The following is a 16,429-nucleotide window of genomic DNA, read 5'->3' on the forward strand; positions in this document are numbered from 1 at the left end:
AAGGGCGGTAGGACGATGCGCAGCACGCGGGTGTTCCACGCGGTCGACTCGCACACCGAGGGCATGCCGACCCGGGTGGTCACCGGCGGCATCGGTGTGATCCCCGGCGACTCGATGGCACAACGGCGCCGGCACTTCGTCGCCCATCTCGACCACCTCCGCACCCTGCTCATGTGCGAGCCACGCGGGCACGCCGCGATGAGCGGGGCGATCCTGCAACCGCCCACCCGGCCCGACGCCGACTGGGGCGTCCTCTTCATCGAGGTCAGCGGCTGCCTGCCGATGTGCGGGCACGGCACCATCGGGGTGGCCACCGTGCTGGTGGAGACCGGCATGGTCACCGTCACCGAGCCGACCACCGTGATCCGGCTGGACACCCCGGCCGGGCTGGTGACGGTCGACGTGGCGGTCCGCGACGGGCACGCCGAGTCGGTGACCCTGCGCAACGTGCCCGCCTTCGTGTCGGACCTGGACGCCACGGTCGACGTGCCCGGGTACGGCCCGGTCACCCTGGACCTCGCCTTCGGCGGCAACTTCTACGCCGTCGTCGACCTCGACCGGCTCGGGATCGCCTTCACGCCGACCGACCCACAGACCCGGCAGCGGATGCTCGACGCCGGGCTGGCCATCATGGACGCCGTCACCGACCAACTCCGGCCGGCGCACCCCGAGGACCCGACGATCGCCGGCTGCCACCACGTCTACCTCGCTGCCCCCGGGTCCGACGCCCGGCACTCGCGGCACGCGATGGCCATCCACCCCGGGTGGTTCGACCGATCGCCCTGCGGCACCGGCACCTCGGCCCGGATGGCCCAACTGCACGCCCGGGGCGAGTTGGCGCTCGGCGCCGACTTCGTCAACGAGTCGCTGATCGGCAGCCGCTTCGTCGGCCGGCTGCTCGACCGCGCCACCGTGGCGGGCCGACCGGCCGTGATCCCGACGGTCACCGGCCGCGCCTGGATCACCGGCACCGCCCAGTACCTCCTCGACCCCACCGATCCGTTCCCCGCCGGTTTCCTGCTCTGACCAGCACTGGAGTTCTCATGTCCGTCGTCGTGTCCGCCTCCCCCCAGCGTCCGGAGGATGTCGTCGTCTCGGTGCCCGCCGCGACCATCGAGGACGTCGGCACGGCCGCCGGGGCGGCCCGCGCCGCGCAGCCCGGGTGGGCGGCGGCACCACCCGCCGAGCGGTCCGGGGCGCTGCACGCCGCCGCCGACGCGGTCGCCGACGCCACCGCCGAACTGGTCGACCTGGTCGTGCGGGAGGTGGGCAAGCCGATCACGGAGGCGCGCGGTGAGGCGGCCCGGACGGTCGCGCTGCTGCGGTACTACGCCCAGCAGGTCTACGACCCGACCGGTGCGGTGCACGAACCCAGCGGCGGTCGGGGCCTGGCGTACACCCGTCGCCGACCGCGTGGCGTCGCCAGCCTGGTCACGCCGTGGAACTTCCCGCTGGCCATCCCGATGTGGAAGGCGGCCCCGGCGCTGGCCTTCGGTAACGCCGTCCTGCTCAAGCCGGCACCGCAGGCGACGGCCTGCGCGGTGCGCCTGGCGGAGCTGGTCACGCCGTACCTGCCCGACGGGCTGCTGACGGTGCTGCCGGGTGACGCCGAGACGGGCCGGGCGGTGGTGGACGCCGGTGACGTCGTGTCGTTCACCGGCTCCGCCGAGGTGGGCGCCGGCGTCGGCGCGACCGCCGTGGCGCGGGGCGTGCCGGTGCAGTGCGAAATGGGCGGGCTCAGCCCGGCGGTGATCCTGCCGGACGCCGACGTCGAGTCCGCCGCCCGGCAGGTCGCCTACGCCGCGTTCGGGTACGCCGGCCAGAAGTGCACCGCCACCAAGCGCGTCATCGTGGTGGGTGACCCGACCGCGTTCACCGACGCGCTGGTGACCGCCGTGGCGGCGTTGGCCTGCGGCGATCCCGCCGCACCGGAGACCGTGGTGGGGCCGGTGATCGACGAGGCCGCCCGGGCCCGGGTGCGGGAGGCCGCACAGAGTGCCGTCGCCGCCGGTGCGCGGCTGCTCACCGGTGCCCGTACGCCCCGGGAAGCGGGCTGGTTCGCCGCCCCCACGCTGCTGGCCGACGTCCCCGCCGACCACCTGCTCCAGCGCGCGGAGGTGTTCGGTCCGATCTGCACACTGAGCCGGGTGGACGACGTCGACGCGGCGCTGGCCGCCGCCAACGACGTCCGGTACGGGCTCGCCGCCTCGGTCTTCACCGCCGACCTGGACGCGGCGCTGCGCTTCGCCGGCGGGCTGGCGGCCGGACAGATCAAGGTCAACGCGCCGACCGCCGGAGTGGACTTCCACCTGCCCTTCGGCGGCGAGCGCGCCTCCAGCTACGGACCCCGCGAACAGGGCAAGGCGGCGCAGGACTTCTACACCGCCCTGCACACGGTGACCGTCGCACCCGCCGGAGGCTGAGCCGCGCCGGGTGTCCCGGGACCCGCCGCCGTGGCGTCGCCTACCATGCGGCGGGAAGGAGACGTGGTGGTGACTGACGCCTTGGAACTGCCGTCCCTGGGGGCGCGACCGAGCCTGCGGGGACAGGTCGCGCACGCCCTGCGGGCCGCGCTGGTGGCCGGCCAGATGCGCCCCGGCGAGGTCTACTCGGCGCCGACGCTCGCCGCCCGACTCGGCGTCTCCGCCACCCCGGTCCGCGAGGCGATGCTCGACCTGGTCAAGGAGGGCCTGGTCGAGACCGTGCGGAACAAGGGCTTCCGGGTCACCGAACTGTCCGATCGGGAGCTCGACAACCTGACCGAGATCCGCCAGCTGATCGAGGTGCCGACCACCGTCCGGGTGATCGGTGTGGCCACCGCCGAGGACGTCGCGCGCCTGCGGCCGATCGCCCACCGGATCGTCGAGGTGGCCGAACGCAGGGACCTGATCGCGTACATCGAGCACGACCGCCGCTTCCACCTGGAACTGCTCGCGCTGGCCGGCAACAGTCACCTGGTCTCGCTCGTCGGTGAGCTGCGGGCGAGGTCGCGGCTGTTCGGGCTGACCCGGCTCGCCGAGACCGGGGAACTGGTGCCCTCCGCCCGCGAGCACGTCGAGATGCTCGACCTGATCGAGGCGGGCGACCGGGCCGGACTGGAACGGCTGATGCGCGTGCACATCGGTCACGTACGCGGCCGCTGGGCCGGCCGGGCGGAGCCGACCGCCGACTGACCCCCGCCGGACGGCCCTGACCGGCGGCAGGCGGTCCGGACGGCGCTGCCTGCCCGCCGCCCGGCGTACGGTCAGCGCTGCCAGGCGGCCCAGAGTTCGGCGTACCGGCCGCCCGCGGCGACGAGTTCCGCCGGGGTGCCCAGCTCGACGATCCGTCCGTGCGCCATCACCGCGATCCGGTCGCAGCTCTGCGCCTGCGTCAGGCGGTGCGCGACCACCACGGCGGTGCGTCCGCGCACCAGCGCGGCACTGGCCAGCTCCAGTTGCCGGGCACCGGCACTGCCGGCCTCGGCACTCGCCTCGTCGAGCACCACGATAGGCGGGTCGAGCAGGGCGACCCGGGCCAGCGCCACCTGTTGCGCCTGCCCCGGGGTGACCGGGTGCTCGCCCTCGCCGACCCGGGTGTGCAGCCCCTCCGGCAGCGCGGCGACCCACTGGTCGGCACCGACCAGCCGCAGCGCGTCCCACATCTGCTCCTCGTCGGCGTGCGGCACCGCCAGTCGCAGGTCGTCGGCGAGGGTGCCGGCGAAGACGTGCACCTCCTGGGTGACGACGCCGACGGTGCGGCGCAGCTCCACCGGATCCAGGTCGGCGATCGGTCGCCCGCCGAGCAGCACCTCGCCCTCGGCGGCCGGGAACACCCCGCCGAGGATGGCCGCCAGCGTCGTCTTGCCGGCACCGCTCTCGCCGACCACCGCCAGCGACTCGCCCTCCGCGATCTCCACCGAGACGTCGTGCACCACGGTGGGGCCGCCGGGGTAGCGGTGCCCGATCGACTTGGCGCCGATCCCGCCCGCCGGCCGGTCACCGGCACGCGGGCGCGACTCCGGCACGTCGAGTCCGGTGATGCCGACCAGCCGGGCGAGCGCGGCACCGGCCGACTGGACGTCGTTGAACGAGATCAGGAGCATGCCGAGCGGGCCGAAGAGCCGGTGGAACAGCAGCGCGGCGGCGGTGACGTCACCCACGCTGCTCTCGCCTGCGCGGACCAGCAGGAAGCCGGTCAGCAGGACGGCGGTGAGGCCGATCGCCTCCGCGTAGTTCATCATGTTCGCGAACCACAGGAACCCGCGTACCGCCCGCAGGCGCGCGGTGACCGCCTTGCGCGACGCCCCGTCCACCCGCTGGCCCTGCCGCTGCGCCATGCCGTAGGCGTGCACCGTCCGGGCGCCGGTGAAGGTGGTCAGCAGGCTCTGCGTCCGTTCCGCCGCCGCCTCGCGCTCGGCGGCGTAGAGCCGCTTCGCCTGGGGCACGAACCGGCGCAGGCTCAGCACGTGCACCGGGAGGACGACCAGGAACGCGAGCGCGATCCGCCAGTCCAGGGTGGCGAAACCGGCGAAGGTGATGACGACGGTGACCAGGGCGGTGAAGATCCCGGCGGCCAGCCGGACCGAGTCGGTGACCTGTTCCACGTCGTCGGTGACCCGGGCGGCGACGTCGCCGGAGCCGGCGCTCTCCAACCGGGCCGAGTCCATCCGCAGGGCCCGGTCGAGCACCTCCTCCCGCAGGTCGGCGCAGGCCCGCATGCCCCACTCGGTGACCAGCCACCGGGACACGCCGGTCAGCACGGCGGCCAGCAGACCGACGCCGAGGATCCAGGCCGAGAGCACCAGCAGCGCCTCGCCGGTGCCGCCCGCGACGACCAGGTCGACCAGCCGACCGAGCAGGATCGGCACCACCACGGCCGCGGCGCTGGCCGCCACGGACGTCAGGACCGACGTCCAGGCCAGCAGCGGATAGCGGCGCAGGTTGCGCCAGAACGTGGCCAGGGTCTCCCGGCCGGAGGCGACCGGCAGCATCGTCGTCGCGCTCATCGCAGGACCACCTCGGCGTACGCGGACTGGGTGAGCAGGTCCCGGTGCGATCCGACGGCGGCCACCCGCCCGGCGTCGAGGAAGACGACACGGTCGCACCGGTCGAGCAGGGGAGCGCTGGTGGTGACCAGCACGGTGGCCCGGTCGTCCCCGGCCCGACGGGAGCGAATGCCCTCGGCGATGGCGTGCTCGGTGACCGCGTCGACTGCCGTCGTCGGGTCGCGGAACACGGTGACCGGCCGGTCGGCGAGCAGCGCCCGGGCCAGGGCGATCCGCTGCCGTTGCCCGCCGGAGAGGTTCAGTCCGTGGTCGAGCAGTTCGCGGTCCAGCCCGGTGCCGCCCTCGGCGAGCAGGTCGTCGACGGAGGCCGCCGCCATGCTCTGCCGCAGCGCCGCGTCGTCCCGGTCGTCCCCGCTCTGCAGCACCTCGCGCAGGGTGCCGCCGAACAGGTCGACCGCGTGCGGCTCGACGAGCACGACCTGCCGCAGCGAGGCGACGTCGAGGTCGCCGACCGGTGACCCGGCCAGGGTCACCTCGCCCCGCTCCGGTGCCCGTGCCCCGGCCAACAGGTCGGTGACGTCGTCGGCGGTGGTGGTCTGCCCGGTGACGACCCCGAGCACCTCCCCGGGGCGCACCTCGAGACTGGCACCGTCCAGGCCCGAGGTGTGCACCTCGGCGAGGACCAGCGGACCGGGCTGCGCCGCCCGTACGCCGGAGGTGGCGCGCTCGGGCGCGGCCAGCACCTCGGCCACCCGGGCCGCGCTGGCCCGCGCGGTGGCCAGCCGGAAGACGCAGTCGGCCAGGTTGAGCACCGGGTCGGTGATGAACGCGGCCAGGCCCACGATGGTGATGAGCTGCCCGACCGTGATCCGCCCCTCCAGGGCGAACCAGCCGGCCAGGGCGGCCACGATGGTGATCAGCAGGCCGGTGGTGAACGTCGACACCCCGACGAACGCGGCACCGGCCTTGACCGCGCCGACGTTGGCGCGCAGCGAGGTGCGGCTGGCGGTGCGGTAACGCCGTGACGCCTCGTCGACGCCGCCGAACCCGCGCAGCGGGCGGAGCCCCCGCAGCAGGTCCGACGCGGTCGCGGCGGCCCGGCCGATGGCCTGCTGCTGCGCCGAGGTGTGGCGTTCCACGAGCGGCCCGAGCGCATGCAGGGCGAGCACCAGCACCGGGATGCCGATCACCAGCCCGAGGCCGAGGGTCCAGTCGATCCGCAGCAGGACGATCGTGGAGACGACCAGCCCGAGCAGCGCGGAGATCACCCGGCTGCCCAGCTCCAGTGAGTCGGCGGCGGCCTGGGTGTCGGTGGTGGCGATGGAGAGCAGCTCTCCGCTCTGCCGGCCGGTGCGGATGCCCTGCCCGCCCAGCAGCCGCCGGACCACGCGCATCCGCAGCACGTGTGACTCCTCGGTCACCGCCTTCGACAGGAACCAGAAGCCGGACCGCCACCCCATGGTCAACGCGGTGAACAACGCGAAGATCCCCAGGACGGACCAGAGCATCGCCGAGGTCGACCCGGTGCTCACCGCCTGGTCGATGACAAGGCCGATGGCCACCGGGACCAGTGCCTCGCACACCTGGTGCAGCGACCAGAAGGCGGTGCAGAGCGCGGTGTCCCGGCGCTGCCGCCAGAACATCTCGCCGAACAACCGGCCGGTCGGGCTGACTCGCACGGTCACCTCACCCGCCGTCGGTCGGTGCGGCGGACCCCCGCCGTCGGCTCTGCCATCTCGCCTCACTCTCCACAAGTTAGGTGAGGCTAACCTGTGGTCGTGGCGCGGCGCCATCCGGTAGCGGGTATCGTCCCGGCGGTCAGCCGGTGACCACGACCGCCTCCCGGGCGAGCGTGACCGCGCCCAGCAGGGCGGCGTCGTCGGCGAACCGGGACAGTACCACCTCCGGCCGATGCGGCAGCACCTCGGTGAGCCGGTCGACCAGCAGCTCCCGGATCAGGGCGCTGCCGGCCACCCCACCGACCAGCACCACCCGCTGCGGGTCCAGCAGCAGACAACACGTGACCAGGTGCCGGGCCAACTCGTCGAGCCGGGCGATCAACGCCTGCCGCTCCGACCCCGGTCGTTCGGCCGCACCGGCGAGGGCCGCCGCGCCGCCGGAGAGACCCAGTTCGGCGGCGACCACGTCCAGGGCCCGACCGGAGAAGTCCAACTCCAGCATGGTGCCCGGCCACGGGCCGCCGGAGACCGCGTACCCGATCTCACCGGCGGCACCCCGGTGGCCGGAGACCACCGTGCCGCCGACGGTGATCGCCGCGGCCACTCCGGTGCCCAGCCCCAGCACGAGGCCCGGGTCGGCGTCGCGCAGCGCGCCGAGCCGAAGTTCGGCCAGGGCGGCGGCGTTGAGGTCGTTGTCCACCGCCACCTCGGTGACGTCGAGCGTCTCCCGCACCGCGTCGGCCAGCCGCAGGCTCTCCCAGCCGGGAACGTTCGGCGCCAGCTCGATGCCGTCGGCCCGGATCACCCCGGGGGAGGCCACCCCGGCGGCGAGCAGCGGGCCGCCCACCTCGGCCAGCAGCCGGGCGGCGAGCCGCAGCGCCCGGTCCAGCGCCTGCGGCGCACCGCGCTCGGCGTACGTCGGAACCCGCTCACGGGCCATCAGCCGGCCCTGCCGGTCGGCGACCCCGACGGCCATCTTCGTCCCGCCGAAGTCGATGCCGAGCAGCAGCCCGTCGGTGTACGCGCCCGACTCGGGTCGCGCCAGCTGCACGCTCATCGGGCCGCCATCTCGGTGGCGACCGCGTCCAGTGCGGTGTCGGCCCGGTCGAGACGGTCGCGTACCGCCGCCAGCCGTGCCCGCGCCGCGTCGAAGCTGCCTCGCAGCGTCGCCACCTGGGCGCGTACCGCGTCGCTGCCCGGCCCGTCGGCCTGGGCGCGGCCGAGCACCAGCTCCGGCCGGACGGCGGCGGCGATCAGGTCGTCCACGGCGGCGTCGTCGAGCCCGCCGGGAACCAGCCCCTCGGCGGCGGCCCGCACATCGTCGGCGGTCCAGCCCTGCGGGGCACCGCCGCGCACCAGCCGACCCACCACCGAGTGCGCGGCCCGGAACGGCACACCGTGCCGGGTCAGGGCGTCGGCGGCGGCGGTCGTGGTGGCCCCGGAGGCGACGATCTCGGCCGCCGACGGCGGCGTCAACGGCGCGATCTCGGCGAGGAAGCCGCCGAGCAGGGCGAAGAACCGGTCCGCCCGGTCGTTGCTCTCCCAGAGCCGCACCTGCACGTCGGTGGTGGCGTTGTTCGAGTCCTCCCACCAGGCCGCGCCCACGTTGTTCAGCACCGAGGCGGCGTCGGCGGCGGCCTGCCCGGCGTACGAGACCAGGTGCTCCAGCACCACCGGGTTGCGCTTCTGCGGCATGATGCTGCTGCCCTGGGTGAAGTCACCGGGCGTGGTCACCCACTGCCAGCTCAGCCAGTCCATCAGGGTGCGCGCCAGCCGCGCCCCGGTGGCCAGCGCCTGGGCGTTGAGGGTGCCGACCCGCACCAGATGGTCGGCGCCGGCCACCGCCTCGTACGAATTGGTCACCAGACCCGCGAAGCCGAGCAACTCGGCCACCCGGGCGGGGGAGATGTCCAGGTCGGTGCCGGCGAAGGCGCAGGACCCCAGCGGCGAGACGTTGAGCGCCTCGATCACGTCGGCGTAGGCGAGCGCCTCCCCGGCCAGCGCCTCGGCGTACCCGGCCAGGGCGTGCCCGATGGTGGTCGGCTGGGCCGGACGCCGGTGGGTGTAGCCGGTGATCACCACGTCCGCGTACCGGTCCGCGGCGTCCAGCGCGACCGCGCCGGTGGCCAGTACCCGGTCGAGCACGCCGGTCAGCTGGTCGCGCAGCAGCATCCGGAACACCCCGGCGTCGAGGTCGTTGCGGCTGCGCGCCATCTGCACGTCCAGCTCCGAGGTGGGTATCCCGCAGGCCGCCGCGAGGCGCTTCTCCACCAGGTAGTACGTGTCCTCGAAGGTGCCGTCGAAGGGCGGCGCGTCGGCCTGGTCGGCGCGCAGCTCGGCCAGTCCGCGCAGCAACCGGGCGCCCCGATCGGCGGGGATCAACCCCTGCTCGGTCAGCATCACCACGTGCGCCTGGCTGGCCCGCACCATCGCCGGGAACAGGTGCCCGACGTGGTGGTCGTAGGTGGGACGCAGGTGGTGCCGCTGGTAGGTGGTCAGCGCGGGTGTGCTCATGACGGAGTTCCTTACTTCCTCTGCGGGCCGGGTCGGCGCGGGGGCCGTCCCGGACGGTCGGCCGGTCAGTCGTCCAGCCCGAGCAGGCGCTCGGCGTTACCGGCGAAGATCGCGCGCAGGTGCTCGTCGGGCAGGCCCAGTTCCCGGCAGATGCGGAGCTGGTCGTCGAGGTAGCGGGTGACGTACCCGCGCGGGAACCACGACGAGTCGCTGCCGAACACGATCCGCTCCGGGCCGATGGTCTCGTAGCAGCGCCGGAACAGGTCCTCCAGCGTCAGCTTGTACGGCATCCACCGCACCCACTGGTTGGAGCCGGAGGTGTCGACGTGCACGTTCGGGCAGCCCCAGGCGGTGAAGAGCAGCTCCTGTACGTACTGCACGCCGAAGTGCGGCACCACCACCGGCAGCTCCGGGAACCGACGGGCCATCCGGGCCAGCTCCTCCGGACCACCGTGCCGGCCGAAGGTGAGGCCGCCGGCGCTGCCGTAGTGCCCGATGTGGATCAGCACCGGCACACCGAGCCGCTGCGCGGTGCCCCAGAGCGGATCGAGGTCCGGCCCGTCGAGCGGGCCGCGCAGCAACGGCGCGAACAGCTTCAACCCGCGCAGGCCGCGTTCGGTGACCGCCCGTTCCAGCTCGGCCGCGGCGTCCGGTGCGTACGGGTCGTGGTGGGCGAAGCCGAGCAGCAGGTCCGGGTGCCGGTCGACCACGTCGGCCACCGCGTCGTTGCCGCCGCCGGTGACGAACACCGCCCGGCGTACGCCCACCCGGCGCAACTCGTCGGCCCACCGGTCGGCCTCGTCCGACCAGTGCGCGGCGGGCGGCTCCGGTTCCGGGAACGACCACGCCTGCCGCCACGCCCGCGCGTACGGGGCGGAGGCGGCGGCGCGGGCGGCCCGCCCGGGTGCCCCGCCGGGGTGCATCCCGGCGGCCTCCTCGCAGGCGTGGATCGTCTCGTCGGCGCCGATGCGGAAGTGCAGGTGGAAGTCGACGACGTCCAGTCCCCGGTGCACGGTCACCCCTCCTCCCCGGACAGCGGCGGATCACCGGACGGATCGGCGGACAGCGGTGGATCGGTGGGCAGGGGATCGGCCGTGGGCGCAGCGGGTGCCGGGGCGGCGACCCAGGCGGCCACGATCTCCCGCAACCGGGCACCGGCGATGTGCCGGACCCGCTCGCCGCTGGCCACGTCGGCCAGCGAGATGTGTCCGGACCAGCCCTGCCACGGGTCGGGCCGGGACTCCACCAGCACGTACGGGTGGGCCACCGGCAGCTTCGGCTTCGGCGGTAGGTCCTCGACCGCGTCGAGGCGTACCGCGTCGGGGTCGAAGCCGAGCACGCCGGAGGTCTCGTAGGCCCCGCCGTGCCCCCGCGCGGGCAGCTCGCCGTAGATCTGCGTGGTCTCCGCCGGGGTGACCAACTGGAACCAGTTGACCAACAGCAGGCTGGCCTGCCGGCGGCCGGAGACCCACTCCATCGCGGCCCGCGCGGTGGACATGTTGGCGTCGTGCCCGTTGACGATCAGCAGGCGGGGGAAACCGGCGGCGACGATCCCCTCGATCACGTCGGCCAGGTAGCCGACCGCGATCTCCGGACGGATCGCCACCGTCCCCGGCCACGGGCGGGTCTGCCCCGGGCAGGCCGCATACGGCACGGCGGGAAAGAGCACCCCGCGCGGGCCGTCGCCGGTCGCGCCGCTCTCGGCGGCGAACCCCTCGGCCAGGATCAGGTCGGTGCCCAGCGGCAGGTGCGGGCCGTGCCACTCCACCGCGCCCACCGGCAGCACCGCGAAGTCCGCGGCGGCGGCCACCGCCGCCAGTTCGCCACCGGGCACCCGGCCGATCGGCAGCAGGCCCGACTCCGGCCAGCCCACGGTCACCTCGGTACGCGTCACGTCGTCCACTTCGCCGCCTCCCGGGACGCCGACCGGCCACTCTGGAGCCGACCGGAGACCACCATCACCACGAAGATCAGCGCCACCTGGAGCATGCCGTAGGCGGCGGCGGTGCCGACCTCGAACGAGTACATCCGATTGTTGATCTCGACGGAGATCGGTGCCGTCTGCGACGTGTAGATCAGCACCGAGGCGACGAACTCACCGACGCCGTTGACGAAGGCCAGCAGCGCGCCGGCCGCCACCCCGGGGATCATCAGCCGCAGGGTGACCGTGCCGAACGCCCGCCACCACGAGGCGCCCAGGTTGCGGGCCGCCTCCTCCAGCGAGGGGTCGATCTGCGCCAGCGTGGCCGAACTGGACCGGAACACCAGCGGCAGGAACCGCACGAAGTACGCCAACGGCATGATCCAGAAGGTGCCGATCAGCACCTGCCCGAAGCTGAACGCGTTGCCGGTGCTGAACGCCGAGATCAGGTTGATCGCCACCACCGTGCCGGGCAGCGCCCACGCCAGCATGACCGCCACGTCCAGCAGCGCCCGACCCCGGAAGTCCAACCGCCGCACCGCGTACGCGATGAGCACGCCGACCACCACACAGGCGACCGTGGCGATCAGGCTCATCTGCAACGAGTTGAGGATCGGCTGGAACGCCCTCGGGTCGGAGAAGATGGTGACGAAGTTCTGCCAGGTGTACGCCGACGGGATCACCTCGGTCGTCCACGACCCGTCCTCGGAGAACGCCACCAGGCCGATCGTGACCACTGGTGCCAGCAGCACCACCGTGGCCAGGATCGAGGCGGCGAGCGCGGCCCACTTGCCGAACGGGTTGGTGATCTCCCGCCGGTGCGCGGCGACGCCCTTGGACTGCGAGCGGTAGCTGCGCCGCCCCTCGTACCAGCGCATGCCGAGCAGGAACAGGATCGACACCACCGCCAGCACCGAGGCGTACGTGGAGGCCATCGGCAGGTCGCCGTTGGTGCGGTTGATGTAGATCTGCATGGTCATCGTGCGGTCCACCCCGAACAGCAGCGGAGCGGTGTACGACGCCAGCGAGGTCATGAACACCAGCAGCGAGGCCGAGACCAGCGCCGGGGTGAGCATCGGCAGCAGCACGGTCCGCCACACCCGGACCCGACCGGCGCCGAGGTTGTACGCGGCCTCCTCCACCGACGGGTCCATCCCGGCGAGGGCGGCCGAGGCGGCGAGGTAGAAGAACGGGTACATGGTGAAGGTGTGCACCACCAGCACCCCGGCGATGCCGGTGAACGGCAGTACCGGGCTCTCGGTGCCGAACAGTTGCTGGAGCCCGCGCGGCAGGATGCCGGTCTCGCTGTAGAGCAACTGGAACGAGATGGCGCCGATCAGCGGCGGCAGCGCGGCCGGCACCAGGATGATCGCCTCGATCAGCCGGCGGCCGGGGAACTGGAAGCGCTTGAGCAGGAACGCCATCGCCACGCCGACGATCCCGCAGAGCAGCACGCTGGCGGCCGAGATGCCCAGCGAGGTGAGCAGCGCGGACCGCGCCACGCCCCCGCCGCGCAGGAACTCGGTGTAGTTGGCCACCCCGTCCACCCCGACGCTCTCCGCGAAGGTGGCGAACATCGGCTGGACCACGTACCCGAACAGGATCAGCGCCAGCGGGAACACCAGCGCGTACGGGAACCAGCGGGAGCTGGCGCCACCGGCGAAGCGTCCGCCCAGCCGGGGACGGCGACCCCGTCCGGGCGGGGTCGGGTCCTCGGTGATCGGCGGGACGGTGGCGGCGCTGGGTGCGGCCGTCACGGGTGCACCACCCACATGCGCTCCCGGTTGAGTCGCAGCCCGATCTGGTCGCCGACGGCGACGCCGGACGGCACGTCGATGGCGGCCACCTGCACCGACTCGCCGGCCACCTCGACCACCAGGTTGGTGGCCATGCCGGTGAACTCCAGCTCGGTCACCCGGCCGGGCAGCGCGCCCGCCTCGGTGGCCGAGGTGAGCCCGATGTGCTCCGGGCGTACCGACACCAGCGCGGTCTCGCCGGAACGCAGGCCGTGCCCGACCGGCGCGGCCACGACGATCTCGGTGCCGTCCGGACGGCCGACGGTGACCGTCTCGTCGGTGACGGCCGTGACCGGCAGCGACAACACGTTGCTGCGGCCGATGAAGCGGGCCACGAAGGCGTTGGTCGGCCGGTGGTAGATCTCCTGCGGAGCACCGATCTGCTGCACCCGGCCGGACTCCATCACCGCGATCCGGTCCGACATCGCCATCGCCTCGGCCTGGTCGTGGGTGACGTAGATGGCGGTGGTGCCGCTCTCCTTCTGGATGCGGCGGATCTCGGTCCGGGTCTCCTCGCGCAGCTTCGCGTCGAGGTTGGAGAGCGGCTCGTCGAGCAGCAGCGTACGCGGGCGGATGACCAGGGCTCGGGCCAGCGCCACACGCTGCTGCTGACCGCCGGAGAGCTGATCGATGCGCCGCTCGCCGTACCCGCCGAGGTGCACCTCGCCCAGCGCCTCCTCGACGCGTCGCCGGGACTCGGCCCGCCCCACCTTGCGGATCTTCAGCCCGTACGCGACGTTCTGCGCCACCGACATGTGCGGGAACAGCGCGTAGTTCTGGAACACCATGCCGGTGTCACGCTTGTTCGGTGGGCGGCGGGTGACGTCCTCGGTGCCGAAGCGGATCCGGCCGGAGGTGGGGAAGTAGAACCCGGCCACCATGCGCAGGGTGGTGGTCTTGCCGCAGCCGCTCGGGCCGAGCAGGGTGAAGAACTCACCGGCGGCGATGCTGATGTCGACATCGTCGACGGCCGCGGTGTCACCGGCGCGGGCGAATCGCTTGCTCACCGACTCCAGCGTGACATCGATCATGATGTCCTCCTTCTCGTGCTGCCGGTCGTAGGTAAGAGGGGTGCTGCCGGCCGCGATGAAAGGAAGGGACCCTTCCTAACGCCTGCGGTATAGGAAGGGTCCCTTCCTAACAGCGGTCGGCCGGACGGCGGCCGGGTCGGGGTACGCGTACGCCGACCCGGTGCCGACGCGGTCAGCCCTTGTTCTTGATCTGGCTGTTCCAGTGGTTGATCCACTCGGTCTCGTGCTCGGCGATCACGTTCCAGTCGACGTTCATCGGGCGCAGGTCGAGCTGGGCCAGCCACTCCGGCTGGTCGGCGATCTCGATGGCGGGGATCTGGAAGAAGTCCTTGGCCAGGTCGGCGCGGAGCCCGTCGTCGAAGAGGAACTCGATGAACTTCTGCGCGCCCTCGGAGTTGCCGCCCTTGACCGCGGCGAGGCCGTCGACCAGCACCGGCGCACCGGAGGTGGGCATCACGTAGCCGAAGGGCATGTTCGACTGGTTGGCCTGCAACAGCACGTCCTGCAGGTTCCAGGCACTCAGTGTGCCCTGCTGGCGGGAGAGCTTCAGGTACAGGTCGGCCGGGTTGGCCGCGTACGAGCCGGTGTTGGCGTCGAGGCGCTTGAGCCAGTCGTACCCGGGCTGCGGGTTGCTGCCGTCGGGGGAGAGACGCTGGATCATCGAGGCGTAGATCGACCGCATGGTGCCGGACGCGGCCACGTCCCGAATGATGATCTTGTCTTTCCACTGCGGGTCGAGCAGGTCGTCCCAGTCCTTCGGGGCCTGCTCCGGGGTGAGCGCCGCGTTGTTGTACATGATGACCTCGGGCAGCAGGATCTCCCCGAACCAGCGGCCCTCGGCGTCCTTGTACTGCGCGTCCATGTCCCCGGCGAACGACGGCTGCCAGGGGGCCAGCAGGTCCTCGGCCGCACCCGCCGACAGACCCTGCTGGGTGCCGCCCCACCAGACGTCGGCCTGCGGGTTGGCCTTCTCGGCCCGGACCCGCTCCAGGATCTCCTGGGCGCCGATGTTGAGGATCTCGACCTTGCCCTGGTACTCGGGGTACTTCTCGGTGAACTTCTCCACCACGAAGTCCGTGACCTTCTTGTCCCGGGCGGTGTAGATGGTGAGCTGCTGGACGTCACCGGCCGCGTCGTCCGAGCCGCCACCGCCGCAGGCGGTGCCGACGGCGAGCACGGAGGCGAGCGCCCCGGCCAGGAGAAGTCGTCGTTTCATGAGGTACCTCCGAGGGAAGGGATCAAGGGGTGGGTAGGAGTTGGGGTGTGCCGGCCGCCGCGGCGGCGAGGGCGTAACTGACCGCGCCGTGCAGCACCGCGCGGTCGCCGAGGACCGCCCGGCGTACCTCGGTGGTGGCGGGCGCGGAGGCGTCGACGAGCGTCTGGAGCCGCGCCACGGCGTCGTCGTCGAGCTGGGTGGCGGCGCCGCTGAGCAGGACCCGGCCCGGGTCGATCACGCAGACGCAGGAGACGATCAACCGGGTCCAGGCGGCCAGGACCTCGTCCAGGTACGCCGCCGCCCGCGCGTCGGTGCGGGCGAGCTCGACCAGGGCGGCCACCGGTGCGTCCGGCCGCCGCCCGGGAGCCAGTGCGACGACTCGTTCGGCGACGGCGTTCTCCGACCACCGGGCCTCGAACGGGCCGATCCCGTCGTGTCCCCGGTCGCTCGGGTCCAGCGGCAGGAAGCCCACCTCGCCGGCCGCGCCACCGGCGCCCCGACGGACCTGCCCGTCCAGGACCAGTCCGGCGCCGATGCCGTCGGCGACGTGCAGCAGCAGCAGGTCGGCCACGTCGATGCCGGCCCCGGCCGCGTGCTCACCGGCCGCCATCAGGTTGACGTCGTTGTCCACCACGACCGGCACGCCGAGGTGGCGTTGCACCGATTCGCCTATCTCGCGGCCCTCGACCAGCCCCACCGAGGGGGCGAGCCGGACCGTGCCGCCCGAGGAGACGCCCGGCGCGGCGATCGCCACCCCGCGCAGCGCGGGCAGCCCGTCGCCGGCCAGTTCGGGTACGGAGCGGCAGATGCTCTCGACGATGTCGCCGGCGAGTCGGACCGCCCGGTGGGCGATGACGGTGCCGTCGCTGTCGGCGATCTCGCAGCTGATCCGGGTGGGCTCCAACGACACCGCGGCGACCAGTTCGGCGCGCGGGTTGAATTCCAGCATGGCCCGGGGGCGACCGGCCCGGGAGGTGCCCGGGCCGCGTTCGAGCAGGTAGCCCTCGGCGATCAGCTCGCGGACGAGGGGCGTGAGCGTGGCGGGGCTCAACCCGGTCAGCTCGGTCAGCTCGGCGCGGGAGAGCAGCCGCACCTGGCGGGCGGTGGAGATCACCGAGAGGCGCTTGATCTCCTTCGACCGCTCCCGGCTCACCGGGCTCGTTGGTGGCGTCACCACGTCAGTCACACTTCCTTCCTACGGCGAACGAACTATTGCGTCAAGTAACGAGTTGGTCTCGGGCCTCCGACGACACCGCTCTGAGCTGGTCAGATGTCCGATTCGTGG

General features: G+C 73.0%; 13 protein-coding genes. 3 read left to right on the forward strand and 10 right to left on the reverse strand.

Going from position 1 to position 16,429, the window contains the following annotated elements; all coding sequences use genetic code 11:
- The first annotated feature begins 15 nt into the window (after positions 1 to 15).
- The 3 genes from ABZ738_RS17195 (at position 16) to ABZ738_RS17205 (ending at position 3,173) form a co-directional block, all read left to right on the forward strand.
- Positions 16 to 1,026, forward strand: coding sequence for a proline racemase family protein (locus ABZ738_RS17195; RefSeq protein ID WP_131053283.1), 1,011 nt, complete (start codon positions 16 to 18; stop codon positions 1,024 to 1,026).
- 17 nt (positions 1,027 to 1,043) lie between these two features.
- Positions 1,044 to 2,423: an aldehyde dehydrogenase family protein gene (locus ABZ738_RS17200; protein WP_357214263.1), complete on the forward strand. Its 1,380-nt coding sequence runs from the start codon at positions 1,044 to 1,046 to the stop codon at positions 2,421 to 2,423.
- Positions 2,424 to 2,492: 69 nt separating this feature from the next.
- Positions 2,493 to 3,173, forward strand: a complete 681-nt coding sequence (locus ABZ738_RS17205) for a GntR family transcriptional regulator (protein ID WP_236145927.1) — start codon at positions 2,493 to 2,495, stop codon at positions 3,171 to 3,173.
- Between the two features lie 71 nt (positions 3,174 to 3,244).
- On the opposite strand, the gene ABZ738_RS17210 is transcribed toward ABZ738_RS17205, so the two are convergent.
- The 10 genes from ABZ738_RS17210 to ABZ738_RS17255 form a co-directional block, all read right to left on the reverse strand.
- Positions 3,245 to 4,987: an ABC transporter ATP-binding protein gene (locus ABZ738_RS17210; RefSeq protein ID WP_357214266.1), complete on the reverse strand. Its 1,743-nt coding sequence runs from the start codon at positions 4,985 to 4,987 to the stop codon at positions 3,245 to 3,247.
- Positions 4,984 to 6,672 (reverse strand): ABC transporter ATP-binding protein, encoded by a 1,689-nt coding sequence (locus tag ABZ738_RS17215; protein ID WP_357214269.1) that lies wholly within the window; start codon positions 6,670 to 6,672, stop codon positions 4,984 to 4,986. Before ABZ738_RS17215 ends, ABZ738_RS17210 begins: the two co-directional genes overlap by 4 nt.
- 133 nt (positions 6,673 to 6,805) lie before the next feature.
- A complete protein-coding gene (locus ABZ738_RS17220; protein WP_176093812.1) occupies positions 6,806 to 7,723 on the reverse strand; it encodes an ROK family protein in 918 nt (305 codons plus the stop codon).
- Positions 7,720 to 9,180, reverse strand: a complete 1,461-nt coding sequence (locus ABZ738_RS17225; RefSeq protein WP_357214273.1) for a lyase family protein — start codon at positions 9,178 to 9,180, stop codon at positions 7,720 to 7,722. Before ABZ738_RS17225 ends, ABZ738_RS17220 begins: the two co-directional genes overlap by 4 nt.
- Positions 9,181 to 9,245: 65 nt before the next feature.
- On the reverse strand, positions 9,246 to 10,199 hold the full coding sequence (locus ABZ738_RS17230; protein ID WP_357214276.1) for an amidohydrolase family protein: 954 nt from the start codon (positions 10,197 to 10,199) through the stop codon (positions 9,246 to 9,248).
- Complete coding sequence (locus ABZ738_RS17235; protein WP_357214279.1) at positions 10,196 to 11,074, reverse strand: creatininase family protein; 879 nt, start codon at positions 11,072 to 11,074, stop codon at positions 10,196 to 10,198. Before ABZ738_RS17235 ends, ABZ738_RS17230 begins: the two co-directional genes overlap by 4 nt.
- The gene (locus ABZ738_RS17240; RefSeq protein WP_236145632.1) at positions 11,071 to 12,858 is read right to left on the reverse strand and encodes an iron ABC transporter permease; all 1,788 of its coding nucleotides are present in this window, start codon (positions 12,856 to 12,858) and stop codon (positions 11,071 to 11,073) included. Before ABZ738_RS17240 ends, ABZ738_RS17235 begins: the two co-directional genes overlap by 4 nt.
- Positions 12,855 to 13,928 (reverse strand): ABC transporter ATP-binding protein, encoded by a 1,074-nt coding sequence (locus ABZ738_RS17245; protein WP_131052147.1) that lies wholly within the window; start codon positions 13,926 to 13,928, stop codon positions 12,855 to 12,857. The genes ABZ738_RS17240 and ABZ738_RS17245 overlap by 4 nt, the downstream gene beginning before the upstream one ends.
- Before the next feature lie 172 nt (positions 13,929 to 14,100).
- Positions 14,101 to 15,144, reverse strand: a complete 1,044-nt coding sequence (locus tag ABZ738_RS17250) for an extracellular solute-binding protein (RefSeq protein WP_131052148.1) — start codon at positions 15,142 to 15,144, stop codon at positions 14,101 to 14,103.
- A gap of 22 nt (positions 15,145 to 15,166) precedes the next feature.
- Positions 15,167 to 16,330 carry an ROK family protein gene (locus ABZ738_RS17255; protein ID WP_131052149.1) on the reverse strand — a complete coding sequence of 388 codons (1,164 nt, stop codon included), beginning with the start codon at positions 16,328 to 16,330 and terminating at the stop codon, positions 15,167 to 15,169.
- Between the last annotated feature and the right edge of the window lie 99 nt (positions 16,331 to 16,429).

The organism is Micromonospora sp. NPDC047793, assembly GCF_040642635.1.
Taxonomy (GTDB): Bacteria; Actinomycetota; Actinomycetes; order Mycobacteriales; family Micromonosporaceae; genus Micromonospora.